The sequence below is a fragment of the Cyanobium sp. CH-040 genome (genome assembly GCF_024346135.1).
Taxonomy (GTDB): Bacteria; Cyanobacteriota; Cyanobacteriia; order PCC-6307; family Cyanobiaceae; genus NIES-981.
Genome location: NZ_JAGQCJ010000001.1, coordinates 462,925 through 487,479, shown reverse-complemented (window position 1 = coordinate 487,479; position 24,555 = coordinate 462,925). Strand labels below are relative to the sequence as shown.

At 54.7% G+C, this 24,555-nt stretch carries 22 protein-coding genes; 14 read left to right on the top strand and 8 right to left on the bottom strand.

Translation table 11 applies throughout. The features are described 5' to 3' along the window. Nucleotides 1–1,601: 1,601 nt before the first annotated feature. Nucleotides 1,602–1,751: an integrase core domain-containing protein gene (locus KBY90_RS15140; protein WP_396122502.1), complete on the bottom strand. Its 150-nt coding sequence runs from the start codon at nucleotides 1,749–1,751 to the stop codon at nucleotides 1,602–1,604. Nucleotides 1,752–2,083: 332 nt separating this feature from the next. On the opposite strand from KBY90_RS15140, the gene KBY90_RS02515 reads away from it, so the two are divergent. The 9 genes from KBY90_RS02515 (at nucleotide 2,084) to KBY90_RS02475 (ending at nucleotide 12,976) form a co-directional block, all read left to right on the top strand. Next, on the top strand, nucleotides 2,084–2,206 hold the full coding sequence (locus tag KBY90_RS02515) for a hypothetical protein (protein ID WP_254966836.1): 123 nt from the start codon (nucleotides 2,084–2,086) through the stop codon (nucleotides 2,204–2,206). Between the two features lie 1,174 nt (nucleotides 2,207–3,380). Next, entirely contained in the window at nucleotides 3,381–4,166 is a 786-nt protein-coding gene (locus KBY90_RS02510; RefSeq protein ID WP_315858696.1) for a sulfotransferase, read from the top strand. 1,379 nt (nucleotides 4,167–5,545) lie between these two features. Then, entirely contained in the window at nucleotides 5,546–6,766 is a 1,221-nt protein-coding gene (locus KBY90_RS02505; RefSeq protein ID WP_254966834.1) for a hypothetical protein, read from the top strand. Between the two features lie 124 nt (nucleotides 6,767–6,890). Further along, complete coding sequence (locus KBY90_RS02500; RefSeq protein WP_254966833.1) at nucleotides 6,891–7,781, top strand: glycosyltransferase family 25 protein; 891 nt, start codon at nucleotides 6,891–6,893, stop codon at nucleotides 7,779–7,781. A 559-nt stretch (nucleotides 7,782–8,340) separates the two neighbouring features. Continuing rightward, nucleotides 8,341–8,784 (top strand): hypothetical protein, encoded by a 444-nt coding sequence (locus KBY90_RS02495; protein ID WP_254966831.1) that lies wholly within the window; start codon nucleotides 8,341–8,343, stop codon nucleotides 8,782–8,784. A 7-nt stretch (nucleotides 8,785–8,791) separates the two neighbouring features. Then, entirely contained in the window at nucleotides 8,792–9,538 is a 747-nt protein-coding gene (locus KBY90_RS02490; RefSeq protein WP_254966830.1) for a class I SAM-dependent methyltransferase, read from the top strand. Further along, nucleotides 9,514–10,671: a DegT/DnrJ/EryC1/StrS aminotransferase family protein gene (locus KBY90_RS02485; protein WP_254966829.1), complete on the top strand. Its 1,158-nt coding sequence runs from the start codon at nucleotides 9,514–9,516 to the stop codon at nucleotides 10,669–10,671. The genes KBY90_RS02490 and KBY90_RS02485 overlap by 25 nt, the downstream gene beginning before the upstream one ends. A gap of 96 nt (nucleotides 10,672–10,767) precedes the next feature. Beyond that, nucleotides 10,768–11,919 (top strand): glycosyltransferase family 1 protein, encoded by a 1,152-nt coding sequence (locus tag KBY90_RS02480; protein ID WP_254966828.1) that lies wholly within the window; start codon nucleotides 10,768–10,770, stop codon nucleotides 11,917–11,919. A 349-nt stretch (nucleotides 11,920–12,268) separates the two neighbouring features. Continuing rightward, the gene (locus KBY90_RS02475; protein WP_254966827.1) at nucleotides 12,269–12,976 is read left to right on the top strand and encodes a hypothetical protein; all 708 of its coding nucleotides are present in this window, start codon (nucleotides 12,269–12,271) and stop codon (nucleotides 12,974–12,976) included. A 423-nt stretch (nucleotides 12,977–13,399) separates the two neighbouring features. Here the strand turns inward: KBY90_RS02475 and purE are convergent, their stop codons facing one another. Beyond that, nucleotides 13,400–13,945 carry a 5-(carboxyamino)imidazole ribonucleotide mutase gene (gene purE / locus KBY90_RS02470; protein WP_254966826.1) on the bottom strand — a complete coding sequence of 182 codons (546 nt, stop codon included), beginning with the start codon at nucleotides 13,943–13,945 and terminating at the stop codon, nucleotides 13,400–13,402. A 45-nt stretch (nucleotides 13,946–13,990) separates the two neighbouring features. Between purE and KBY90_RS02465 the strand changes: the two genes are divergently transcribed. From KBY90_RS02465 to KBY90_RS02455, 3 genes are all read left to right on the top strand, one after another. Beyond that, entirely contained in the window at nucleotides 13,991–15,157 is a 1,167-nt protein-coding gene (locus KBY90_RS02465; RefSeq protein WP_254966937.1) for an amidohydrolase family protein, read from the top strand. A 324-nt stretch (nucleotides 15,158–15,481) separates the two neighbouring features. Continuing rightward, entirely contained in the window at nucleotides 15,482–15,703 is a 222-nt protein-coding gene (locus KBY90_RS02460; protein ID WP_254966825.1) for a hypothetical protein, read from the top strand. Between the two features lie 811 nt (nucleotides 15,704–16,514). Continuing rightward, a complete protein-coding gene (locus tag KBY90_RS02455) occupies nucleotides 16,515–17,327 on the top strand; it encodes an FkbM family methyltransferase (RefSeq protein WP_254966824.1) in 813 nt (270 codons plus the stop codon). A 104-nt stretch (nucleotides 17,328–17,431) separates the two neighbouring features. Here the strand turns inward: KBY90_RS02455 and KBY90_RS02450 are convergent, their stop codons facing one another. The 3 genes from KBY90_RS02450 to KBY90_RS02440 form a co-directional block, all read right to left on the bottom strand. After that, entirely contained in the window at nucleotides 17,432–18,316 is an 885-nt protein-coding gene (locus KBY90_RS02450; RefSeq protein WP_254966823.1) for a hypothetical protein, read from the bottom strand. Nucleotides 18,317–18,397: 81 nt separating this feature from the next. Next, a complete protein-coding gene (locus KBY90_RS02445) occupies nucleotides 18,398–19,078 on the bottom strand; it encodes a glycosyltransferase family 32 protein (protein ID WP_254966821.1) in 681 nt (226 codons plus the stop codon). 368 nt (nucleotides 19,079–19,446) lie between these two features. Next, nucleotides 19,447–19,746, bottom strand: coding sequence for a hypothetical protein (locus KBY90_RS02440; RefSeq protein ID WP_254966819.1), 300 nt, complete (start codon nucleotides 19,744–19,746; stop codon nucleotides 19,447–19,449). Between the two features lie 46 nt (nucleotides 19,747–19,792). Here KBY90_RS02440 and KBY90_RS02435 point away from each other — a divergent pair, with 46 nt between their 5' ends. Further along, nucleotides 19,793–20,938, top strand: coding sequence for a DUF563 domain-containing protein (locus KBY90_RS02435; protein ID WP_254966818.1), 1,146 nt, complete (start codon nucleotides 19,793–19,795; stop codon nucleotides 20,936–20,938). A 293-nt stretch (nucleotides 20,939–21,231) separates the two neighbouring features. Continuing rightward, a complete protein-coding gene (gene bchM, locus KBY90_RS02430) occupies nucleotides 21,232–21,972 on the top strand; it encodes a magnesium protoporphyrin IX methyltransferase (RefSeq protein ID WP_254966817.1) in 741 nt (246 codons plus the stop codon). 4 nt (nucleotides 21,973–21,976) lie between these two features. On the opposite strand, the gene KBY90_RS02425 is transcribed toward bchM, so the two are convergent. From KBY90_RS02425 to KBY90_RS02415, 3 genes are read right to left on the bottom strand one after another with little or no spacing between them, the layout of a single operon-like run. Next, a complete protein-coding gene (locus tag KBY90_RS02425) occupies nucleotides 21,977–22,696 on the bottom strand; it encodes an alpha-ketoglutarate-dependent dioxygenase AlkB (protein ID WP_254966816.1) in 720 nt (239 codons plus the stop codon). Beyond that, nucleotides 22,680–23,756, bottom strand: a complete 1,077-nt coding sequence (locus KBY90_RS02420) for a pseudouridine synthase (protein WP_254966814.1) — start codon at nucleotides 23,754–23,756, stop codon at nucleotides 22,680–22,682. Before KBY90_RS02420 ends, KBY90_RS02425 begins: the two co-directional genes overlap by 17 nt. Beyond that, nucleotides 23,746–24,549, bottom strand: coding sequence for a response regulator transcription factor (locus tag KBY90_RS02415; RefSeq protein ID WP_254966812.1), 804 nt, complete (start codon nucleotides 24,547–24,549; stop codon nucleotides 23,746–23,748). The genes KBY90_RS02420 and KBY90_RS02415 overlap by 11 nt, the downstream gene beginning before the upstream one ends. Nucleotides 24,550–24,555: the final 6 nt, after the last annotated feature.

Sequence of the window (24,555 nt, the reverse complement as noted above, 5' to 3'; positions counted from 1 at the left end):
AATGCTGCGGCTGTTTGGGCAGTATCCCAATCGGACACTTTCATCGTAAGTCAATAACCTAAGCCGCTCTCTATCAAATCTTTCAAGACGAAGATCATTGAAAAGCATGTTACCTACTTCGGCGAGCAGTCTGGCATAATACTCAGAACCGTGAACGCGAAGAAGTCCATTATGGCCTAGCTGACGAATAAGAAGATAGACCCCCAAGGCCCAACCATTCAAAGATTTATTCTTTGCAAATTGCCCATAATGAATAAATCGCCAACCATGCCTTCCGCCTAGTGTCATTCCTCGGTATCCACTTTTTTCAAGCTCATGCTGCAAATATGATGCATGGTCGTAGATCCTTAGAAGCCCTCCCGATTTATCTTCATAGTACCAGAAATCCGAACAAGAAAGCAGCGCGGAACGTCGATATAGACAGCACCAAGTGTGATACCGCTTCATTAGATAGCCAGCTTGGCCTTGGTAAGTGTCATAGTAGTATTCGGTATTCGAGTAGTCAGTTGATATGACTGCGACAGTCTTCCTAGGCTCGAGAATGTTGTCCATATCAATAAGAAGTCTTCTATCCAGGATCTCGCAATCTGCGTCAAGTAATCCCACGAAGTCATAGCCTGCAAGCCGAATTAGCTCTCGGCTCCAGACTTCTCCACAGGTTTCTTAGAATCTTTCACGGGTTTCCTGAAAGAGATCTGATCTAATCTTCTTGCCAATCATGCCCGCGACATCCCCTGGAACTCGAATCACCTCGTCCCAGTTTGAAGCACTGAAGATAAAAGGCGATACCGGCAATTGCGCAATAATGCTGCACTGAAGGGACGGGGGACATCCATTAAAGTATAGCATTAAGTGTACATCATCGCTCAATGCACTCACGGCGGCCCGAATAGAATACCTGGCAATTTGCGCATCAGGAGGAGTAACAAGCATCAGAAAGCAGGCTTTAGTCATTGATTGGGCCTCAAAAGGCCATCAGCATGCCAGGACAAGAATAGCCTGAAGATAGCTTTAAGAAAAGAGTAAATCGCTCCCCCATTTCGAAGACAGGATACGGCAGTAGGCAGTGATGCATACCAGTGCGTCAATCGATGACCAAAACCAACATCTGCATAAGGCGGGAAACGCACAGCAGAGGGATCAACCCATGGAGCTAAATCTGCAGGAGAGGTAGTCAGGAGATGGGTACGAAATTCGATGATCGCCCGCCGCCAGGTCTGCACAATGAACCAGGGTCTGCGAAGCAGCGAGGAACGGGCTTAACGTAGCCCAATGAGTCCTGTTAGCCCACAACTCTGGAGGCGATTCGCTTCGATACCGGAAACTACGCCGCAAGGCCACCACGACTCTGCGGCGTAGTTTCGGCCTGAGAAGTTTCTCTTCGACAACTCCCCTATGCACTGCCTTCTCCAGTTCGTGCTCGGCAAAAAGCATCCTGAAGCGGGCATTCTCCATCTCCAGAGGGGTTAACGGCTCTGAAGCCTCCCAATCGGTCCAGAGCTGATGAGAGTGGATGGTCGTGGTCACGCTGCAGCATCTTGTTGAGCTGCCTCGAGGGGGGTACGCCCTTCAAAGGTCGAATGTGGCCTGATCGTGTTGGACTAGCAGCGCCAGCGATCAGCGATGAGTTGAGCCTCGGGAGCAGTGGTGAATAGCTCGGTGTTGAGTAACTTATCCCTAAACCGTCCGTTGAACGAATCGGCGAAGCCGTTCTCCCACCTGGCTCCTGGCTCGATGGCAGCCGATCTGATGGTGGTGCTGGCCTCATACCAGTCCCGCAGAGCATGGGCAATGAACTCCGGTCCGCAGTCCGATCAGAGGAACGCTGGTGCCGGGTAGAGGCTGGTGAGCTTGTCCAACACCGAGACCACAATCCTGACCTTGCACCGCCGGCCCAACCCTGGTGGGGATGCACGGCCCTGTGACGCCTCACCGAGCCGTCCGCTGGCCGGGCCCGCCTGCACTTCCTGGGGGTGAGCCGCTGCAGGCCCTCATCCCGCCAGAGCCATTGCACCCGCTTGGAATTCACCTTCCAGCCCTGCGGCAAGAGCAGGCGGTAGGTGATGCGGCGGCCCCAACGAATGTGCTCAACAACGATCTGGCGGAGACGATCCCTCAGCTCGGCCTTCTCCAGGTCGACGACCTTGCCGGGGTGACGTCGGGTGCTGCGATGCTGGCCCACCACCCGGCAGGTGAAGCGTTCTGAGGCACGGCAACGCTCCTGCAAGACCAGAACGGCCATCCGGCGACGTTCTGGGCTCAAGAGCTTCCCTCGGCGAAATCCATGAGCATATCCTTCTCCTACTCGGCCTCTGCCAGCAGCTTCTTAAGCCGGACGTTCTCATTCTCCGGCTGAGACAGTCTCCATGCCTCCTCGGCCTACATGCCGCCCTACTGCTCCCGCCAGCGGTGGTAGGTGAGCTGCCTCCCCTTGATGACACCGCAGACGGCCTCGACGGCCTTACCCTGTGCGATCACCTGCTCGGCGGCTTTGAGCTTGCGGATGATCTACTCCACTGTGTGCCTGCTGCGGTGGAGACCCCGGCCGAGTCTGGCCAGATGAAGATTATCATCTTGGGCAGGTTTCCGGAGCCTACAACAGAAACGTTCCTAAGGGGAGGCTACGACAAGCTCCAGCTCGCCGTGGACCATCCCAGCCGGCTGGCGTAGGTCGAGGCTCTCCCCGATGAGAAGAATGCCACCACTGGTTGCGCTCTGGCCCGTGCAGTTGGCTGCTTTTCCGAACAGGGCATCAACTGCCAGCGGAGCTCAGTGACAACGGCACTGCCCATCAATCCGGAGAGTGGCGAAATGCGTGCACCAGGCCTTACACACCTCGCACCAATAGCAACGCCGAACGCTTCATCCACACCCTGCTGGAGGAATGGGTCTACGGCAGGGCCTTCCAGTGCTCGGACGAGCACAACCAGTAGCCACAACTCTATCGCGAGATGTATAACCGACGGAGGTGTTCCTTGGTCCTCGATGGTCTTACGCCCCATCAGCTTCTCTAACAGCTCCTGACGACTGAATATCCTGCTGAAAAGTCACATCCAGAGTTTCCTTAGCTGCATGATCACCGACTCTCATAAGACCTTGTCCGAGCAGGAGTGCCCTACGTCAGCGTTGCAAAATGGCGTCGTAGCCCTATAACATATGACGCCAATGGGCAGCCTTATGGCAAAGGCATTCGCTTAGCGACCTGTCATCAAAACCGCGACGAGCGCATTCTGACATTTTCGACATCTACGATTGATGATTTACTTATGAGCAGGACATCATTTCACTAATTCATCAGGCATTCTTGCGAATACCCATCCGAACCCATTGCTTAATGTCTAGACTAGCGCAATTTTGCGACACCTACATATTCCTACATCATGACACGCATGGAAGACCCTAGGAAACCAGTGATCCTGGTTATTGGCGAAGCCAAGTGTGGCACATCTACGGTTCACGAGAAGCTAGCTGGCCACCCTCTGATCTGCTCGACAAAAAGGAAGGAGCTCCACTACTTCGACAGAGCATGCCCGGCCTCCTGGAACTACGATAAGACCTTTAGTCCTTCATCGTGCGAGTACTTTCAGCAACTCAAAGACAATTGCTGTGGAGATAACCGATACAGGTACCTATTAGACTCAACTCCTTCATACCTTAGAACCCCAGGGGTCGAAAGCCTTGTGCGAGAGATGGTTCCCGATCCAAAGTTCTTGGTGTTAGTTCGCGATCCAGTATCACGTTTACATTCGAATTTCTGGTTTTTAAAGCGCAAGGGCTTCTTCCCGGATGCAAAAGACTTTGATGAATTTGTTTCGACGACCACGCATGAAGAACACCTGGCAACAACAGACTCCGTGACATTTGATTATGCTTCAAACCTAGAAAGATGGTTTAGGGCTTTTGGGGGTCGCGAGAAGTTTCTGGTAATAGTTTTTGAGGAGATGATTCGCTGGGACAACTTATTTGCGGAACATCTATCGGAGTTTCTGTGCCTTAAGTTCACTCCAGGTTTTGAGAGAGTGGTCATTCCTCAGGCTCCAAAGGGAGCAAAACCCTTTTCGCATTACCCTGCCATATCCAGCTATGCACGCAAGAAGTTGCATGCGGAGTTTTCTGAGGGGATTAACCGTCTTTCTACCCTTCTTCAGCGCAGACTTCCATGGTGAGTCCCCAAGTAGCCCGATCGCTCTAAATGTTCTGTCTCATCAGGTCGTTCAGTGACAGGGGGGGGGGAGGCCACTACGGGTTGAGGTGCGACCCACCAACCCCGACCTCACACTCATGCATAGCCGCCCCAATGCTCGCCTGGCCCAGAAGGGCAGCTTGCGGCTTGTGATTCAGCACCTGTGACGTGACCCCATAATCGGTCCAGGCCTGATGATGGTTTGAGGTGTGGGCCTATTATTAGACAGAAGTGGCCCCTAAAGTCGTTAACCCTGGACGGGAGGAGATGAATTCGGTTTCAGTGTAGACCTCATTGGGAGTTCTGCCTCCCAGAGACCTGTGGAATTTTCCATGGCATGCCACCACAAGAAGCGGGCATGGCTGATCTCAGCTTCCCAGCCATCCTTGTAGGCACGTAGATAGACTTCCTCGCACATGACGGTTCTCTACAGCCGTTCAACGAGGATGATGTCGTAACAGCCATTTCGACCTGACCAGCTGACCTAGGTCTCCTCTGCTTGCAGCCTCGCCACGAAGTCAGATGACATGAGGTGGCAACACTGATCGGAGTGGAAGACCTCTAGCTTGCGGCCATCTCCCGGCGACATCTCTAGGGCATCCAGACAGAACTCCGTGTCAAGGCTGTTGGAGAGTTGCCTACTCAGCACAGCTCTGGAGATGAGATCATGTTCGCCACCAAATAGAGAAAACCCTTCAGGAGAGTGAGGTGAACCCTTGCATCGCAACAACGTTCCGGGCTCAGAAGTTACCCATCTCACCGCAAGGTACCCTTCTGGGCGCAACAAGATCCTTGAGCATCGCCTTCTACAGCTCTGCGTCCGCCAGCACCTTCTTGAGCCGAGCGTTCTCCTTCTCCATCTTGGTCAGGTGCCTTGCCTACTCGTCCTGCATGCCGCCTTACTGCTGCCGCCAGGGGTGGTAGGTGAGCTGCCTCCCTTTGATGCCACCTCAGACGGCGTCGACGGCCATGCCCTGTACGATCACCTGCTCGGCGAATTTTAGCTAGCGGATGATCTCCTCCACCTTGTTCCTGGTGCGTTTCATTGTGGAGGCCACGGCCCAGTCTGGCCGGCTGAGGACTCTCATTCACCCTGGACAAAATCTCATGGGGCACATCAAGGGAGACAACTAAACAGTCTGGTCGTAATCGACAAGTCGCAGCTGCATCCAACTCACCAACCCAGACCGGGCATGAAATCGCTGCACCATTCCCCGTGGTCAAGCTAGACTATCTCATGATGACTCTTAACGCCGTGCTTGCGATCCTGGCAAATATCAAGATACCAGCCAAAGCCATTCAAGTTAAGATTGATACCCGCAAATGAGCCATTCCAAGTTGACAATGACTATAAATGACTTCATGGCGAAGATTTCTGGCCGCTTCCATGGGAGCAAGCAGAGTGTGCTGATCGTTCACCCAGAGGGCAATATCCACTATAATCCCAGCCTCCTTGGAATAGTTTCAATATTGTCTGATTCCGGCTACCAAGTCACAGTCCTTGCTCCAGTATTCATATGCAAGGATGAACTCTCAAGACATTGCAGCGCCAACCTTCTTACCCTAAGAGGAAAATACTTCAGGCAAGCCACTGAGATGAATACTCTTCACGCAAAGTGGATTTTGCTATCTCGCCTCATCCACACTCTTGAGAAGCATATATGGCCAAGCTTAATTATTGGCGTCGACAGAGATGGCATAATCATTTCAAGTAGGCTTTCTTCGCTTACCGGCATCCCTTACGCTCTCTTGTCATATGAAATTTTCTTTGAATGCGAAACCAGTCAGATTTTTAAGCGGCCTGAGATTGAGGCGTGCAGAAAGATTAAGTTTGCGATTAGCCAGGACCCGAAGCGATCAGAGTTGCTGTCACGAGAAAATCACATTTCAAGGGATAAGATTATCGAAGTTCCTGTGTCGCCTAGGGGAAGACTTATCCTCCGCGACAGGAGGCACGGCACTAGTGAGAGCAAGGGAGGGATACGAGAGCGATACCAGATAAAGCATCAGAAGATTGCGATCTTGGTAGGATCTACAGATGGCTGGTCAATGACCAATAAAATAATTGCCAGCACAAAAGACTGGCCTAGCAAGTGGTGCCTATTCATTCACGATCGCTATGGTTTAAGAGCTGAGGAGATTGAAAAGCTCAAAGCACGTGGCGGGCATAATATTTATTTCTCAACAGAGTCATTCTCTGATATTGACGATGTTTCAACCATGCTTCTAGAAGCAGATGTTGGCCTTGCCTTTTATCAGCCGACATATCAAAACCAATGGGAAGGCAGAAATTTGAAACATCTTGGGCTTTCCTCTGGGAAGATAGCCTCATATCTCAGGGCAGGCCTGCCAGTTATTCTGAACAGGGTGGGGCAGTATTCTCGCCTGATTCGCACGTATGAGGCCGGAATAATATCGCCTAGACCGTCTTTGCTCCCATGCATTCTTAACAGGATTACAGATCACGAACTTGCCATAATGAGTAAGAATGCGCTCAGGCTCTATCAGAAGAAGATTAATATCGAACGGCATAAGAAGCATTTGCTGAAGGCGATCCAAGCTGGCGCCTTACGGTATTCTTAGAAAGGCCAGCATTATTGATTGCAAGCCTACTTTTGCATTGATATTTCCAAGACATGTAACATTCACGCTTGCTACCCCACAATAAAGCAACACAACAAAGAAATTAGACTGGAAGCTTTCTGACATGCCTACCTGCCACAACCCACAACTTGACCATGACCTTGACCTTGACCTTGACCTTGACCTTGACCTTGACCTTGACCTTGACCTTGACCTTGACCTTATGGACTTACCATTCTATGTATTGCATTATAAGCCAAATATTTCTCGATTGCATCACATCAAAGAAGCAACTCAAGGCAGGCTCAAGCCAATAATCATCGACCAGTTTGATGCGGGCGAATTTCAGCTAAACCACTATTACCAGTTTGACTATGATGAATACGCAGATCACGTTTATTCGATTCGAGACGTCTTGATCGCAGGGACGTTCCAGGCAAGCAAATGGAAAGACACTTCTTGGGCCGAAAAGATTGATTTCGCCCTAAAAGAAGATCTCGCACAGCATGCACTATTTGAACGCCATCCCTGGCTTAAGCCATATGAGCTATCAGATAAGGACGTAAGCATTGCCCTCAAGCATCTTATTGCATGGACTCTAATAGCCGCTGGAAAAGCTGAGCTGGCTATCGTCGCAGAGGATGATGTTCTCTTCCGAGAAGACTCCTTGAATTATCTTTCGAAAATCATTCGAACTCTTCCCAAAGATTATGATTTTGTCGATATTGCAGGCGGAGTGGGTCTTCATGCCTCCAAAGGCCACCCAAGATTCGGTGATCACTTTTATAAGATCGAGCCACCAAGAGACAGAACCTGCTGTTGCTATATCATATCTAAGCGGTTTGCTCAAAGACTGATGGCTCAGGATATTTCTATAACTATGGGCATAGACTGGCTCTTGACCTACTTCTTTTGCAAGCTCAATGCGAATGTCTATTGGGTTGAGCCTCTTGTCTTCGAGCATGGATCAGAAGTAGGCGTTTACTCGTCTCATCGCCATGACACTATGCGCTAGGAGATTCATGGCAATAGATCTCCCACTCTACTCCTGTCATGCAGGATCTCCGCCAAGGGTAATGTCTGCCTGGGCTGGAAACTTGGTCACCTGAATCTGTTAGGCCACCATATGGATCGGAACAATCGGATTCCTTGCTAACAGTCGAGTAGATATCAAACATCCAGATCTTAGCTCCAGGCCAGCCTTGTGAACGAACGGCTTAGCTCATGCCCCACAGTGCAGGTCAGTGCCGTCGGGAGTCCGAGGCCGGCACTCCAAGGATCGACGAGCAACAGCAAGCAGTTACGAGGAACAAATCACTTGACATCTCGTTCACAAAACATTCAGAGTAGATGAAAGGGAGTTCATCGCCCTGGGGATGACAAACCTTCACGAAGACCACTTATTTCTCAAATCACGCCACGAGCCAAGCCAGCCTCTGTGTCGGGTATTCCGCTAGGACAAGGGAACTGGCCCTTCAAGTCTGGCATGCAAAAGGTTACAACTATTATCGGTCGTTTGCAAACGCGCTCCAGAAGTTTGAGATTGAGAATGCATACAGAGCCACTGTTGAGCAATGACCACTAAACTGGTAGACCAAGTCTGTCATAGCGGTCGGACCTTGGCGGTAATTGTAAGAGCTGGCTTTCACAATGAAGGCATCAAATTCTTTACCCCTAGTGAGTTTTCTCAGCAACTAGGCTACATGAACCGTCCCTCCGGCCATGTCATTCCACCCCATGTCCACAACCCTGTGCCACGCGAGGTTCACTACACCAAGGAAGTATTGTTCATCAAGACCGGCCGTGTTCGGGTGGACTTCTACGATGACGACCACGCCTATCTTGAAAGCCGCATCCTCCAAACAGGAGATGTGATCCTACTCGCTTACGGCGGGCATGGCTTTGAGATGCTCGAACCCACCGAGATGATCGAAGTAAAGCAGGGGCCCTATGCCGGCGAGTGCGACAAAACCCGCTTCGAGGGCATCAGTGCCGATCAAGCCGTAATCAAGCCGTAATCAAGCCGTGAACGATCCCTTTGAAGCCAGCAGCCGCTACTACGACCTGCTCTACCGTGATAAAAATACTTCTGCGGAAGTCGCCTACGTTGAAGCTTTGCTCCAGCGCCACCGCATCGCTGGTCGTGATCTGCTGGAATTCGGCTCCGGTACCGGACGCCACGGCTGCCTGCTCGCCCAACGCGGCTATCGCGTGCACGGCTTGGAGCGCAGCGCAGCCATGGTAGCCAACGCCCAACGGACACCAGGCTTCAGTTGCCAACAATGCGACATCAACAGCACCCAGTTGGAGCGCCGCTTCAACGCCGTCCTGGCTCTGTTCCATGTAGTGAGCTACCAAACCAGTAACCCTGACGTTCAGGCCGTGTTCGCCAATGCGGCCCGCCACCTCCACCCTGGCGGCCTGTTCCTTTTTGATGTGTGGTACTCCCCGGCCGTCGCCGCCCAGCGCCCCGAACTGCGCGTCAAGCGCCTCCAAAGCGAGGATCTCTCCATCATCCGAATTGCCGAGCCCACAGTCCACCCCAACGAAAACCGGGTTGACGTGCACTACACCGTGATGGCCCAGGAACTCAGCACAGGCACCATACAGACCTTTGAAGAAACCCACCCGATGCGCCACTTCTCACTCCCTGAACTCGACCTACTAGCCGAAAGCGCAGGTTTCGAGCGCCTCACCGCCGAAGAATGGTTGAGCGGGGCACCGCCGTCGCAAGCCACCTGGGGAATATGTCTGGTGCTGCAAAGGCGATGAGCGACTTCATACCCGTCAACGAGCCGGTGATAGGCGAACGGGAGAAAGCGCTCGTGATGGAATGCCTGAACACCGGCTGGATCTCCTCTGAAGGCCCGTTTATAAGCCAGTTTGAGGAAGCCTTCAGCCGCCGCGTGGGGCGCAAGCACGGCGTTGCCTGCGCCAATGGCACTGCAGCTCTCGATCTGGCTGTGGCCGCTCTGGGCCTTGGCCCTGGCGATGAAGTGATTCTGCCCACCTTCACGATCATCTCCTGCGCTGCTGCGATCGTGCGAGCCGGTGCTACCCCCGTGGTTGTCGATGCCGACCCCAACACCTGGAACATGGTGCCCGAGCAGGTTGCCGCCGCGATCAGTCCCCGCACCGCCGCGATCATGGTAGTGCACATCTACGGCCTGCCAGTAGATATGGACCCAATACTTGAACTGGCAGCCCGGCAAGGCCTTGCAGTTATTGAAGACGCCGCTGAACTAATCGGAGGAACCTATAAAGACAAGCCCTGTGGATCTTTTGGCACCATCAGCACATTTAGCTTCTACCCAAATAAACACATCACAACGGGCGAAGGCGGAATGATAGCAACAAACGACGCATCGCTTTCCGAACGTTGTAAAAGCCTTCGCAATCTATGCTTCCAGCCAAAGCAGCGATTTCTGCATCACGAATTAGGCTGGAACTATCGCATGACAAATCTTCAAGCAGCCCTTGGCCTCGGTCAGCTCGAGCGCTTAGATCATACAGTCATGAAGAAGCGAGAAATAGGATTGCTATACAAGCACCTCTTCGCAGCCAATCAGCACATTCATTCGCAGGTCGACAGCACCGACTTTGCCTTAAATATATACTGGGTGTTTGGATTGCTCTTAAAACAAGAAAACCTATTCGCATGCGATCTCATTGACGAACTCGCCAAGGCAGGCATTGGCACAAGGCCCTTTTTCTACCCACTACACCTCCAGCCGGTGTTCAGAGCCAAGAAGTTTTTCCAGTCTGCTCATTGTCCCGTGGCAGAAAGGCTCAGTCGACAAGGATTTTATATCCCTTCTGGATTGGCGCTCACTGCAGACAAGCAGAAAATAGTCGCCGCCAAAGTCGCATCAATCACCCAGCATTTTGCAGAGTCTACTACGTAAGGCCTGCCATGCAGCAAGACTTGGGCCTTAAGGATGACATCGGCTAAGGGCATGCGTCATACCGCTCACTTCGAACTAGACCATTTGGAGTCGTAAATGCGCATAGGAATTATTGGCCAAAGGCAGAAGCCAGAAGTTGGCGGCGGCTACAGCTTTCAGGAGACAATCTTGCACGCCGTAGACATTTATGCATTTACGCATGAGTTTGCTGTCCTTGACTTGAGCAAGGAGCCATTACCCATCTCAACATACAAGAGTTTAGAGGTTATTCGCGTTGGGGAAGATCATCCCAATTCCAACCGCATTCTTGAGCACGCCTCATCAATTGACACAGCAGTAAAGAAGCACTCCTTGGAGCTGGTTTGGTATCTAGACCCACTGGCCGGTGTGCATTCCGTGCCGGTATTTGTTACTGTTTTTGACTTGGCTCATCGGATGCATCCCTTTTTCCCGGAAGTGAGCACTCGAGGCTGGCTTTGGGATGCAAGAGAAAACCATTATAGAAAGGTTCTTCCACGGGCGGCAAGAATCTTCACCGGAACAAAGACAGGCAAAGACCAGATTGTCACATTCTACGGGATCAATGAAGCAAATATTCTTGTTAATCCATTTCCTGTGCCTACCTTTCCACCTGGGTCAACCGAAGAATCAACACAAGAGTGCATTCTTAAAAGGTACGGGCTATCGCCAGGATTTCTTTTTTATCCGGCTCAGTTCTGGCCCCATAAGAACCATGCTGGGCTATTAAGAGCAGTAAGGATCTTAGAGTCTTCATATTCGCTCACGCCAGATATTGTCTTTACTGGGGCAGACCATGGCAATCGGAATTACATCGAATCTCTAGTGTCGGATTTGGGGCTTTCAGGACGTGTTCATTTTCTTGATTTTATTCCAAGAGATCACTTACCCGCTCTATATTCACATGCACTTTGCTTGATCTATCCTTCTTTTTTTGGCCCCGACAATCTTCCCCCGCTAGAGGCATTCTCACTTGGCTGCCCAGTCATTACAGCACGCGTTGACGGTGCACTGGATCAATTGGGAAGACATGCAGCCCGATACTTTGACCCTGCTCAGCCTGATGACATCGCAAGATCCATCTTTCACATCATGAGTCAGCCGAGGTTGAGGAGAAAGCTGGTTAGGAATGGCAGGATATTGGCAGATAGTCGAAAACCCGAAGACTATGTGAAGATCATGGAGAGATCACTAGATGATTTTATCTCGTGGAGAAATGCATGGAAATGACATTGAGAGTATTCAATACAGGGGTTAACCAAATCGATTGGCAAACCCTAGACAACGCATTTTACTATCTTGCCTGAAGCCAATGTTGTCATGCACTTTCATTAGCTCCATCCCGCCAGCACCAATAAAGAGAACTATAGACAATCAGACCTTTATAAATTATCAAGCAGTTTGCACTGACTCATGGAGAAGAGTTTGTGGCAGAGTTAGATCTGTAAACAGCCTTCAAGAGAAACAATACCTTGAATCAAGAAGCTTGAATTATAATGTCGATTTCGTCTACAGGAATAGCCTACTCCACTGCTCCAAGCCTCTTGTTTGCCTTCGGGATATTCTGTTGTCAGCGAAGATGTCCGAGAGCCCGATTATAGCAATAGCCAACGCAGATATTTATATGAATATGCCGGACTCTGTCCGTGAACTCATATCTCTCTTGCAACCCGGAGAAGCAATTGTAGGTCGACGAACTAACATTCATAGCTTGCAGGAAAAGCGTGCATCAATTTACAGGCTTGGCTTTGACCTGTTCATCATTCACTCATCTGACATCGATAAACTCTTGAGGCACAGCAATAATTTATATTTTGGCGACCCTTGGTGGGATTATGACTTACTCACAAATCTGATAGCCTCAGGTATTCAGATTAGACCATTAAAGCCGATTCACGTCCTCCATCTATCCCATCAGCACGCATTCTCAAAAGATCGATGGGCAGATATTGGGTTTAATTCTATTCAAGACATGCGCAATTTAATTAATCAGATCCCTCATTCACGCATGTCACAAGAAGGCCTAACTCTTTCAAAGCTGATTGAGCGAGTGCACAGCCAGATCATTAATTTCTTTACCACGCAAGATGCATGCAATAGTGGTTCTGCTTTTCAGCTTAGCAGCGATGAGCATCACGTCAAGCCATTAAGAGAGTTTGCACATGGACTCATAGATTTGGGAGAGAATGTACTTGGACTTCAAAACGAGTTTGACGATTCTAGCGATATTACGACAGCTTGCAGCTTGCTTCTGGACAGATTGTGCAATTCACTTTCTTCGCATTGATTAGACTCTGGCAGCTCATAAAGATATGCACTTAGCCGTTTCCCTTGCAGAGAACTGACAACAAGCATCCCCTCAAGGAGCCTTCTCCGAGCAACAAAGCTGGCTTACGGGGAGGAGAATACAGTGACCTTACTCCAATTTTTCTCCATTGATAGTGTGGCATCTTGATGCGACAAGTCGCCAACGGCAGTAAACTTGTTAATGTTGGCAGAGGCAAGGAAAGCAGTTACATGGCCCAGCGTAGATTTCATGGCAGCCCTCAAGCGTTAACGTCGCTCTCAAACTCTGGCATCTCTTGCACCTAGAAAATAAGCAAATGCAGCTCGATGCGCTGTGGAATGCAGATTCCGATCGGCTAAACATGGACCAAAAGATCCATGAAGCACTTCAGTCAGTACCTTCACCAAACTAGTTGATTGTGAATCAGCGTTGCATCCCAACAAGGTACGCGTCGGGACCCAGCTCCTGCAGCCGAGCATCCTTGGCGCGCACCTGGCCGTGCAGCTCAGCGCGGTAGGCGGCCAGGGCCTCGGCCAGGGCCGCGTCGGCAATGGCCAGGATCTGCACCGCCAGCAGGCCGGCGTTGGTGCCGTTGCCGATCGCCACGGTGGCCACCGGGATGCCGGCCGGCATCTGCACGATCGAGTGCAGCGAATCCACCCCCGAAAGCGCCCGGCTGGCCACCGGCACGCCGATCACCGGCAGGGTGGTGAGGGCGGCCACCATCCCCGGCAGGTGGGCGGCGCCGCCGGCGCCGGCGATCACCACCTGCAGGCCCCGCCCGGCCGCCTCCTGGGCGAAGGCCACCATCTCCAATGGCGTGCGGTGGGCCGAGAGCACGCGCACCTCGTGGGGCACCCCGAACCGCTCCAGCACCGCCACGGCCGGCTGCATGGTGGGCAGGTCGGAGTCGCTGCCCATCACCACCGCCACCTGGGGCGGAGCTGGGCTGGAGGGGGTGGCGCTCAAGAGCCGAGGGCGGAGGATGGGGGCATTGTCGTGCCTACCGCCGCGATGCGCTGGATCCGCAACGTGCGCCTGCCCCGCAGCTCCCGCTGCCGCCACGGCGCCGATCAGCGCTGGCGGGTGGGGGTGGACACCGACGGGGTGATCCAGATACTGGAACCGATCCCGGCCGGCAGCGCCGCGTCTGGCGAGGACTGGGACGGCGACTGGCTCAGTCCGGCGGGGGTGGACCTGCAGATCAACGGCGGCCTGGGGCTGGCCTTCCCCGAACTCACCCCCGCCGACCTGTCGAAGCTGGGCGAGTTGCTGGAGCTGCTCTGGCGCGACGGCGTGGAGGCGATCTGCCCCACCCTGGTGACCTGTGGGGTGGAGCCGCTGCGCCAGGCCCTGGCCGTGCTGGAGCAGGCCCGCCGGCAGCACCGGCCTGGCCGCTGCCAGCTGCTGGGCGCCCATCTGGAGGGACCGTTCCTGAATCCTGCACGGCGCGGCGCCCACCCGGAGCAGCACCTGGCTGAGCCGAGCCTGGCGGCCCTGGAGGAGCGCATCGCCGGCTTCGAGGACCAGATCGCCCTGGTGACCCTGGCGCCAGAGCTGGAGGGAGCCGCGGAGGTGATCGCTGAGCTGCGGCGCCGGGGCATCGTGGTGAGCCTGGGCCACAGCGCCGCCAGCGAACAGCAGGCCGCCGCCGCCTTCGAAGCCGGCGTGGGCATGCTCACCCACACCTTCAACGCCATGGGCGGGCTGCTGCACCGCGACCCGGGACCGGTGGCCGCCGCGGTGCTGCGCGGGGATGTGGCCCTTGGCCTGATCGCCGACGGCGTGCACGTGGCGCCATCGATGGCCCTGCTGCTGCAGCGGCTGGCCCCCGACCAGGTGGTGCTGGTGAGCGACGCCCTCGGCCCCTACGGCCTGGGTGAGGGCCGCCACCGCTGGGATGAGCGGCTGCTGCTGGTGACAGACGGCAGCTGCCGGCTCGAGGACGGCACCCTGGCCGGTGTCACCCTGCCGTTGCTGGAAGGCGTGCGCCGGCTGGTGGTCTGGGGCGTACCGCCAGAGCAGGCCATCGCGGCCGCGACCGTGACGCCGCGACGGGTGCTGGGGGATCGGCGGGATGGGGCGGGGATGCTGAGGGGGATGGAGCTGGGGGAGACGATCCGGTGGAGCAATCATCAGAAAGACCGCTGCATCTGGAGGCGACCTGCAACATGTTCGTAGTCAATCAGAAATGCTCTGACCCATGGAGGGTGACGCGGTATCCCTACCTGGGTGCAATCAGACAACCCAGGATCAACAAGGTCATGGGTAAGGAGAGAGCCCTGCCTAAGCCTGTAAGGACCACCAACGTTTCCGGGAGGTCCAAAGCTTGCGAAATTGACAGAGAGGAGAGGAGATCGCCAGGAATTTGGGCCCATGCAATCAAGGTGCATAAGCTTTGAAGGAGTACTGAATTACTCCTGTCAACGAAAGGGTTGCGGGAGGGACTCTTGATCCGCAAGACCCAACCAAGCAGCCATCCAAAGCCCAAGTGAACTTGCACCCATGCAAAAGCTGATCAACCAATCGCCGGAAGAGCTGAACGAGCCATTTCAGGCAGTCTTAAGTCGAGATCTCAAGATTCTTGGACTCCCTGGATATTTATCGCGGTGGCTATTCACAGAACGACTCGAGGCCCGCGGCGTAGGGAGTGAGATCAGTTTTGAAGCGTTTCAAGGGGTGACACACATCCCGAAGTTTTTTCCTGGCTACGCAAAGCCAATCTGATTGACACCTTCCACCCAGAACTCACAGGAAAACTGATAGAAGCCTCGCGGCCCGCAGACGAGAGGCTTGCCAACAACTATGAACTACGAATACCCGCAGACGCAATTGAGAATATCGCGCGTTACAACATCCAAGATTTTCTTTGCCAACGCGCCTATCAAGTTCCAGATCGCAATCGGATCAGGGTATTGCTTGACTTCGGCGCTGGTCACGGGAGGATTGCCAACCTTTCGTACAGCGCACCCGACCCGAGAGACCGCCTGCAAGGCTATATTGCAATTGAGGGCATAGCTTCGACCTATTTTACCAGCATTGTTCCTGGGCTGAGCTTGGCCACACAGCATGGGACTACCTTGAGCACCATGATGAACCCTTAACTCCGAACACGAGAACGAATGCATTAAAGAATCATGACGTGGTACACGTACCCACGTGTCGTAGTGATCTGATACCAGATGGATGTATTGACATCGTCAACTGCATACAGGTCCTAAGGGAGCTTCCCGGCGAGCTTATCTGCCATATAATTCCTGAGTTCGCAAGGGTGACTCACAAGTCTGGCGCTCTGTACATCCGCGACCACTTACAACATCACAATCCCAATCAATTGCCAATTGATCATTTGGTGAGGCGCAGTGGCTTTGAGATCGAGTACGCACCCCAACTCAAAGATCGCGTTGAAATCCATGGCCTCCCAAGAGTCCGGCGAAAGATTGACCCCGACCTGTTTCTTTAGCCGTCAAGACAACATGAGAAGTGGACATTCCTACTGCCATAATTGCAATGTGGAGCACTGTCAGGGCAGCTTGCGATGAATAGTGATTTCTTCTCAAGCCTGATGAGTAGGCTTTCAGATGAGTTTGACGCTCCCGAAACACGAGGGAAGCCATTGCAGGAGCGGGCGAAAGTGACCGCAGCACTTGAGATTGCCCTTCAAGACATTCTCGACATAGTAAAACCAGACCTTGTTATTGAAGTCGGCGCCTTTGAGGCGGATTTCTCTCAAAAGATGATCAAAAGATTTCCTGGAATAGAGGTAGTTGCATTAGAAGCGAATCCAAGGGTTTACAGCCATTTTGCGGAGACGATTTCGAAGACCGGTGTCCGCTATATAAATGCAGCAGCAGATACTGAGGCTGGCACTGTCAGCTTCTACGTTCCTGAGGTCATCGCAGGCAACAAGATGCCAGCCATTGGCCGTATGGGGTCATTGCACGAAGTTGGGCTCCGAGATAGTCAAGTGACCATGCTGGATGTCAAGGCGGTCAAACTTGATGACATCACTCGAGAACTCAACTCCACAAAAGCATGTCTATGGATTGATGCAGAGGGGGCGGTCGACAGAGTGCTCATAGGGGCAAAAGAGAGCCTCAAGAAGACAGGAGTTATCTACTGTGAGATTGAGAGCTCTCCTGTCTGGAAAGAGCAGACGTTGGCAGGTTCAATTCTGGACATGCTGCAAAACCATGGGTTCATCCCGATCGCGCGAGATTGCCAGAAGTGGTTTCAGTACAATGTGCTTTGCTTACGAAGTGATCTTGTAGACAATCCAGCGATTCAGACTATCGCCTACAATTACTGCACAAGAGCTCTCGAGCTGTTCAAAGCTAGTACCAAAGATTAAGAACACAAGCACATGCAGTTTACAGATAAGTTGCGAGCACCTTTCTCAAATGCCCCAGTACTCATGGAGAACATTAAGAGAACGAGAGCTCATACCGTACTATCTCAAGCCAGATTGAATGTCCGAATCACCTCGTTCTTGGCATCGCGGCTAAGCTCATCATATCCGAGAGAGGTTAGCCTATATGCGTTGTATTCGGATCCTTGAAAGGCAGCTGCATACTCAAAGAACTTCGCTTGCAATGCGGACTGGATTGAAAAAGAAGTGATATTGCGCCATGTATTTTCGTCATACAGGGTATAGGGAAACACGTCAGCAGAAAAAAGCTGGCGAGTTTCCAGAGCATGAATCACTTGCGGTCTGCGGAGTTGGCAGGAATACTCCTCATTGAATATATCTATGTTAGCAAGAAGAATCTCTCCATTCATGCCAAATCGGGAAGATGGTCGCAACTTAGATGACGCGCCCGTGAGACTGCCTGAAGGAAGGCCTAACACATCTTCAAAATACTGATTGGTATCAAATCCTGAATGGTAAAATACAGTAAAGAGTTGCAGATCCTTCACACATGCAAGTCGCTTGACAGACTGGAATAGCGAGTCAATCCAAGGGCAGCGCGATTTGATATAGTCCCTAAAGGCCATCTTGAGTCTGCCGAATCGATGACTTTGCAAGTACATTGCCTCAAGAAAGTCTGCCATTCTACGCAGAATCAGATGTATCTCTAATTGGTAGCCATGCTCGGCCGCAAGATCAGAAATCGCCTCAGTAACAGGCCATGTCTTTGTACCGAAAAGGCCAATCAGGCTTTCGCTTGAAAACAAGATTGTCTCAAGTGCGGCGTGGTCGTCTAGATAACATTTTAAAGATTTAAGAGCATTGTCTTGACTCAGCTCACCCTGATGGAGCAACTTATATGCAAGCTCGTGGTGGGCAATCTTGCCGCTTCTAAAAAGCAAAGGATAATCAATTTGGGCGTACTTATGCATTGCCATTATATTCTGAAAGGCACTTGTCCCTGTTTTTGGCATCCCTGTATGAAGGAGTAGGCGCTTACTCATCTAGATATCCTACTCTGAAAAAATAGAGATTTTGTCCGAGTCCCGTGCATTCCGCCAGTCTTCTTCACTTGATTTATATGGCAGATCATGTCTAAAAAGCACATAGTCACGGACTATCCGAGCCGGAAGAAAGTCAAATCCCTCAAAGATTGACTGCGTATTGGGGTCGATATAGAGACTTGTCATAATTCCTGGGCCAGTGACTTTCCACACGTTATTCGAGATTCTACCTTCAATATTATTAGTTGCACATTCTATGACCCTGGCAAATAGTGGATCGTTGGCGCTACACACATAAAGAAAGTCATTGGCGACACGGCGCTCTCTATTCATTAAAAGGCCTCTGGATCTGCCTTCTAGTAGCTCATTTAATCGACCAGAGTTTTCGGTATCGGCATCCACATAGGCACCGCCATTGACATACAGGAAGCAGTATCGGAAGAAATCTGCTTGCATAGCAGGTATTGCGCACTTGCGATACGCCTCAAGGACACGCAGGTTAAAGTTTGCACCAATAAAAGCATCTGCAGATTTCTGATCGTATCTTGAGTACTTAAAATATGGATCCCGCTCCCAAGATGCAAGGAGAGCCCTAACATCCTGCGGAGCCTGTGGGGAGTGCCAAAACTGAACGAGGTTTATCATTTTCTCTTCCAAAGCTATCAGTGTGGCTCGAGCCAGCGTAGACATGGCAAGATCCTAGCAATGAAAACAACTTAGAAAAAGGCAACAAGTCGAGCGATGAAGCATGCAGTCGATTCTCGACCCTTGCTTCATGGAGATGCACCGTTCCATGAGATGGGCCATGACGGTTTTGAGAATCTGTTCGCCCAGGTTGTGATTCTTGCAGGCGCCGGAAAGCCAGAAACGTGATCTCACCCGAAATCTGACGGCTGATGATATCGATTCTCACGAACGGCCAGATCGCCAGCCCATCAATCAGCGCAGCTTCCATTGCCGGAGCGCTGCCCGCATACCACAGCTGCATCAGGTGGAGCTGCAACATCTTGGCCAGTGGGTAGGGCGGCCAACTGCCCTTGCTGCCGCTCTTGGGTGGGTCAGCGGGGCTCGATCAATACAATCACGGCATGCCAGGGCACCACCAGATCCATGTTAGCCATGAACTCCTTTAGCTTGATGCGCCTCTTGGGGATGGTCTGCTCGTAATCCCCAAACCCAAGCCGGCTGCTGCCATCAGCCCAGTCCCAGCCTGTCGTGATCGCAGGATCATTGTCACGTGATTGGGCTGGGCTTTTCGGGGCTTCGTTGGCCACGATTACAACGGCATAGGAGTGTGCTATTTCAGCCGCAATCCATCTTTCCAGAGGCATTTCAGAAATGCTTGATATGGCCTGCATCCCTGAAATCGTTTAACATCGGAGATAGATTTTAATTGTCCCGGGAATGAGCGAGTTGTTGCGTGAAGAAGAAGTCTCTCTACTCCTGGAAAGAATCAGCTCAGCGAAGACACGACTTGATTTGGCTTATCAAGAACATGCGAGCAATCATGTGACAATGGCCATGCGGCATTTAAGATCGCTTGAATTTAATTTAATGCTCAGACCGAGTGGCCAGGATTCATATAGATCGCAGCACTGCGAGAACGCCCAGTTTTTTTATCAGCGAGGGGTCAAAGGATACTGCATCCTAAGCTCCACTGGTGGATACATAGAAGGCGTCTCTCATTTTGAGCCAAGGTTCAACAATCCCCTCCAGACGATTCCAAGAAAAAAAAGACTCAAAGGTAACTATATATTTCTCGGCGATGGCCATCACTCAAATATGTGGCATACATGCATAGTGGTACTGAGGAACCTCGCCCAGATTAACCGCAACAATTCATCCGAGCGACAATGGCTATTCAGACGCAATCCCAAGATACTGACTTACAGCACGGCCTGGGAATGGTCGCGTTTCTTATTGTCATTGCTTGACCTTCGTGTCGCACCAATCGATCCATACACACTTTATACCGTCGAGAATCTGCTTGTTCCGTGCGAGACAGATCTAAGAACAGACTCTCACCATGAGTCATTCGATAGGATCAGCGCTGATTACTCACAATCTAATTCTGCAATCACACGCTACTCAAGCCTTCGGCAAGTTAGGTTGACAGTTCGGGCACGTATCGAAGACTTCCCCACCCCCAAAAGTCATCTATACAACAAGATCTACGTCTCAAGGCGACGAGCCGGAAGGCCACTCCTAAATGAATTAGAACTTGAGAGACGACTTATGGCCAATGGCTTTACCATTGTGTTTCTTGAGGATTACGAACCTAGCAGGCAGCTAGAAATCTTCGCCTCTGCCAAAGTAATTGTCTCTCCGCATGGAGCTGGGCTTTGCAACATGATTGCCTGCGCTGACGAATGCATAATTGTTGAAATTTACAATCCCTCGATGAATAGAAGGACTTATCTCGCAATGGCCAATGAAGTAGAACTCGGCAACTTCATGCGCTTCCCATCCAGCCCAGCAGAGGGAAAGTCCCACGTGATTTCCATCGAACATTTCATGACCTTTTTAGACTCCCTTTCGCTTCCAGCATAGCCATGAGAAGCATAGGGAGCTGGGGCAACTAACGCAATGCGCTCCAGCACTGTCCTTCGTCGGCGCGCCTAGAGGATAGTTCGGATGACAATGAGACGTGCGTATATTCTGCACAAACTATGTCACTCCCATGAATGCTTCATGCCACTCAGCACCATCCGACTGCCACTCCTCATGTTGCAGGCCGAGCCCCTGCGCTGCGGCGCGCGGAAAGTGCTAGCATTTCGGGAGCGAACATTGTTCTCCTTCAGTAACCTCACGTGACGAGCCAGCCATCTCGGGATATAGAGACATTGCAACAGCAAAACCAGATCGATAAAAGCACTTCTGACTCTTCCTGCCCTCAAAAGAGTTCTGAGAAAGACGAAGTCAAGAGCTACTTCGAGAACACCGGCTTCGAGCGCTGGAACCGCATCTACAGCGAGTCCGACGAGGTGAACAAGGTGCAGCGGAACATCCGCATCGGGCACCAGAAGACCGTGGATAACGTGCTGGCCTGGCTGCAGGAGCAGGGCAATCTGGGCGAGCGCAGCTTCTGCGACGCCGGCTGCGGGGTGGGCAGCCTGGCGATTCCCCTGGCCCAGCTGGGGGCCGGATCCATCGCCGCCAGCGATCTCTCCGAGGCGATGGTGAGCGAAGCCCGGCGTCGGGCGGAGGAGGCGGGCATCAGCGCTGAGAAGCTCCAGTTCACCGCCTCCGACCTGGAGAGCCTCGACGGCCGCTACGACACGGTGATCTGCCTGGATGTGTTCATCCACTACCCCCAGGCCGCCGCCGAGGAGATGGTGCGCCACCTGGCCGGCATGGCCGAGAAGCACCTGATCGTGAGCTTCGCCCCCTACACGCCGGTGCTGGCATTGCTCAAGTGCATCGGCCAGCTGTTCCCCGGCCCCAGCAAGACCACCCGCGCCTACACCCTCAGGGAAGCCGGCATCGTGGCCGCCGCCGCCGAGGCCGGCTTTCAGCCCGTACGCCGCAGCCTCAACCAGGCCCCCTTCTACTTCTCCCGCCTGATCGCCTTCGAGCGGGGCTGAGGGCTCAGCCTGCCGGCGGCGAGGGCCGCACCACCCGGAAGGTGAGGTTCAGCCGCTCCTGCTGCACCCGCTGCCGGCGGGGCACGGCGTGCTGCCACCACCACTGGCTGGGCGGCTCCATCAGCAGCAGGTCGCCGTGGGCCAGCTTGAGGTTGAAGGGGGCGCAACAGGAGCCGGTGCTGGTGCAGGTGGCTCCGGTGCCGGGGTTGGGGCCGGATTTGGTGCCGGGGTTGATGCTGTAGCCCTCGGGCTCCCGCAGGCCAGGCGGCCGGCGCGGGCTGGGCCTCGGCCGCAGGCGGAAATCCCGGGACGCCCCCAGGCTGAGGGAGGCGATCGGCGCGGCCGGATCCAGCTCGGGCTCGTCGTCGGCGTGCCAGCCCATGGCGTCGCAGCCGTCGCGGTAGCGGTTGAGCAGCAGGGAGTTGAAGCGCCAGCCGGTGAGCGCCTGCAGCTGGCGGCGCAGCTGCTCAGCAGCGGGCGACCAGGGCTCGAGCACGTTCTCCAGGCCGCTGTAGCGGTAACCGCAACCCGGGTCGCCCATCCAGCAGGTGAGCCGCGGCAACGGGTGACACCGGCCGAAGAGGGTGATCGCCTCCTGCTTCCAGGGCACCTCGGCGCCCAGCTGCCGCTCCAGGGCCTCGGCCTCGTCCGGGGGGATCCAGGCAGGCCAGTGGATCAGCCGCAGACCCGGCCGTTCGATCAGGCGTTCAGTGGCGGAGCTCATCGGGCAGGGGCGCCTCCAGCTCCAGCCCATCCCCTGCAGGCCGCGGCAGCCGGAGTCGATGGGCATGCAGCCGGTAGCCGCCGTCGCCCGGCAGCGCCTGCGCGCGTGCGCCGCCATCCGGGCCATAGAGCGGATCGCCCAGCAACGGCGCCCCGGCGGCGGCGGTGTGGATGCGGATCTGGTGGGGGCGGCCCGTGGCGATGGTCACCTCCACCAGCCAGCCCTGCGGCCGCCGCTCCAGCAGGGTCAGGGCGCTGCGGGCGGGCAGGGCCGGCCCGTCTCTGGGATCGCGATCGCTGGTCGCCGGAGGGGCGGCGGCCCAGATCGTGCCGAGGCGGGCATGGGGGCAGCGGCCGATCGGTGTGGTGAGCTCCAGGCCGGCGCCGGGCGCCAGGGCCAGCAGGGGGGAGCCGGGGGCTGGGGGCTGCAGCAGGGCGCGGTAGGTCTTGCGGCAGCCGGCGCTGCTGGTGCCAGAGGGACTGCATGGGCTGGTGGGGTCGCAATCCGCTGTGGCGCCCGCTGTGGCGGTGCTCTCCCGCAGCAGGGCGCTCAGCCAGGCGCGCGTGGCCGGACGGCGGGCGCAGAGCAGCAGGCCGGAGGTGAAGCGGCCCAGCCGGTGCACGGGGCGGGGCAGACCGGCGGAGCCGTCGAGATCACCGGCGGCAACGTGGCGCTCGATCTGACGCAGCAGGGTGTGTTCGAGAAAGCCGCCGGCCGGCAGCACCGGCAGGCCGCTGGGCTTGTCGAACGCCACCAGGTCGCCGTCGTCGAACAGGGGGCCGGGCAGCGCCGGCACGGCGGGTTCGTGCCAGGGGGGCCGATGCCAGCTCAGCCGGTCGCCGGCGGCGAGCACCACATCGGCCCGGAGCTGCTGGCCGTTCCTGCGGATCTCGCCGGCGGCGAGCCGCTGCCGCCACACCGCCGCGTCCGAATGGCGGTAGCGGGCAGCCAGGAGGGTGGTCACGGCCTCACCGGCCGCCTCGGGACCCACCCGGTCGCGGTAGGTGTGGCCGCCATTGAGACCGGCCGGCAGCCAGCCGGCCGCTGGCTCAGTCGACAAGTCCGTGCTCGAGGGCGTAGCGCACCAGTTCGGTGCGGCTGGAGGTGCCGGTCTTGATGAACAGGCGGCTCACGTACTTCTCCACGTTGCGGATCGAGGTCTCCAGGCGGCGTGCGATCTCCTTGTTCATCAGCCCCTCGGCCACCAGCTGCAGCACCGACGCCTCCCGCGGCGTGAAGCTGATCCCCGTGTCCTCGACGGGCTTTTTGGCGCTGCCGCCGGTGGCCAGCAGCGAGCGGATCTCGGTGATCTGGCGGGCCATCTGGCCGATGTCGGCGTCGGCGAAGCGGGCGGCCTCGGCCAGCAGCCGCTCCTGGCGGCGCACGGCGTTGCGCACCCGGGCCACCAGCTCGTCGGGGTCGAAGGGCTTGGGGATGTAGTCGTCGCAGCCGGCCTGGAAGCCGGCGATGCGGTCGGCGGTCATGCCCTTGGCGGTGAGGAAGATCACCGGCGTGCCGCCCAGGCGCTCATCGGCGCGCAGCTTGCCGAGCAGCCCGTAGCCGTCGAGACGGGGCATCATCACGTCGCTGATCACCACGTCGGGCAGCAGCTCCTGGGCCTTCTGCCAGCCCTCCTCGCCGTCGGCGGCCGTGGTCACGGCGAAACCCTCGTCCTCCAGATAGGCGGTGACGGCGGCGCGCAGACCGGGTTCGTCGTCCACCAGCAGCAGGCGGACCGGGGCGGGTGCGGCGGCCGCGTCGGAGGCCGCTGCCTGCTCGATGGCGGCCTGGTCCCCGCCGGTCTCGGGGGTGGCGGGCTCGGCGGACCGGGCGGCGATGGGGTCGGTGCTCATGGGCTT

Bases quoted from the DNA above. Each gene is read 5' to 3' on its own strand.
- KBY90_RS02485 (WP_254966829.1), top strand. From the start codon at position 9,514: ATGTCTGGTGCTGCAAAGGCGATGAGCGACTTCATACCCGTCAACGAG.
- KBY90_RS02500 (WP_254966833.1), top strand. From the start codon at position 6,891: ATGCCTACCTGCCACAACCCACAACTTGACCATGACCTTGACCTTGAC.
- KBY90_RS02465 (WP_254966937.1), top strand. From the start codon at position 13,991: ATGCGCTGGATCCGCAACGTGCGCCTGCCCCGCAGCTCCCGCTGCCGC.
- KBY90_RS02495 (WP_254966831.1), top strand. From the start codon at position 8,341: ATGACCACTAAACTGGTAGACCAAGTCTGTCATAGCGGTCGGACCTTG.
- KBY90_RS02440 (WP_254966819.1), bottom strand. From the start codon at position 19,746: ATGCAGGCCATATCAAGCATTTCTGAAATGCCTCTGGAAAGATGGATT.
- KBY90_RS02460 (WP_254966825.1), top strand. From the start codon at position 15,482: ATGCAAAAGCTGATCAACCAATCGCCGGAAGAGCTGAACGAGCCATTT.
- KBY90_RS02450 (WP_254966823.1), bottom strand. From the start codon at position 18,316: ATGCATAAGTACGCCCAAATTGATTATCCTTTGCTTTTTAGAAGCGGC.
- KBY90_RS02455 (WP_254966824.1), top strand. From the start codon at position 16,515: ATGAATAGTGATTTCTTCTCAAGCCTGATGAGTAGGCTTTCAGATGAG.
- KBY90_RS02435 (WP_254966818.1), top strand. From the start codon at position 19,793: ATGAGCGAGTTGTTGCGTGAAGAAGAAGTCTCTCTACTCCTGGAAAGA.
- KBY90_RS02475 (WP_254966827.1), top strand. From the start codon at position 12,269: ATGTCCGAGAGCCCGATTATAGCAATAGCCAACGCAGATATTTATATG.
- KBY90_RS02415 (WP_254966812.1), bottom strand. From the start codon at position 24,549: ATGAGCACCGACCCCATCGCCGCCCGGTCCGCCGAGCCCGCCACCCCC.
- KBY90_RS02480 (WP_254966828.1), top strand. From the start codon at position 10,768: ATGCGCATAGGAATTATTGGCCAAAGGCAGAAGCCAGAAGTTGGCGGC.
- KBY90_RS02425 (WP_254966816.1), bottom strand. From the start codon at position 22,696: ATGAGCTCCGCCACTGAACGCCTGATCGAACGGCCGGGTCTGCGGCTG.
- KBY90_RS02505 (WP_254966834.1), top strand. From the start codon at position 5,546: ATGGCGAAGATTTCTGGCCGCTTCCATGGGAGCAAGCAGAGTGTGCTG.
- KBY90_RS02445 (WP_254966821.1), bottom strand. From the start codon at position 19,078: ATGTCTACGCTGGCTCGAGCCACACTGATAGCTTTGGAAGAGAAAATG.
- KBY90_RS02510 (WP_315858696.1), top strand. From the start codon at position 3,381: ATGACACGCATGGAAGACCCTAGGAAACCAGTGATCCTGGTTATTGGC.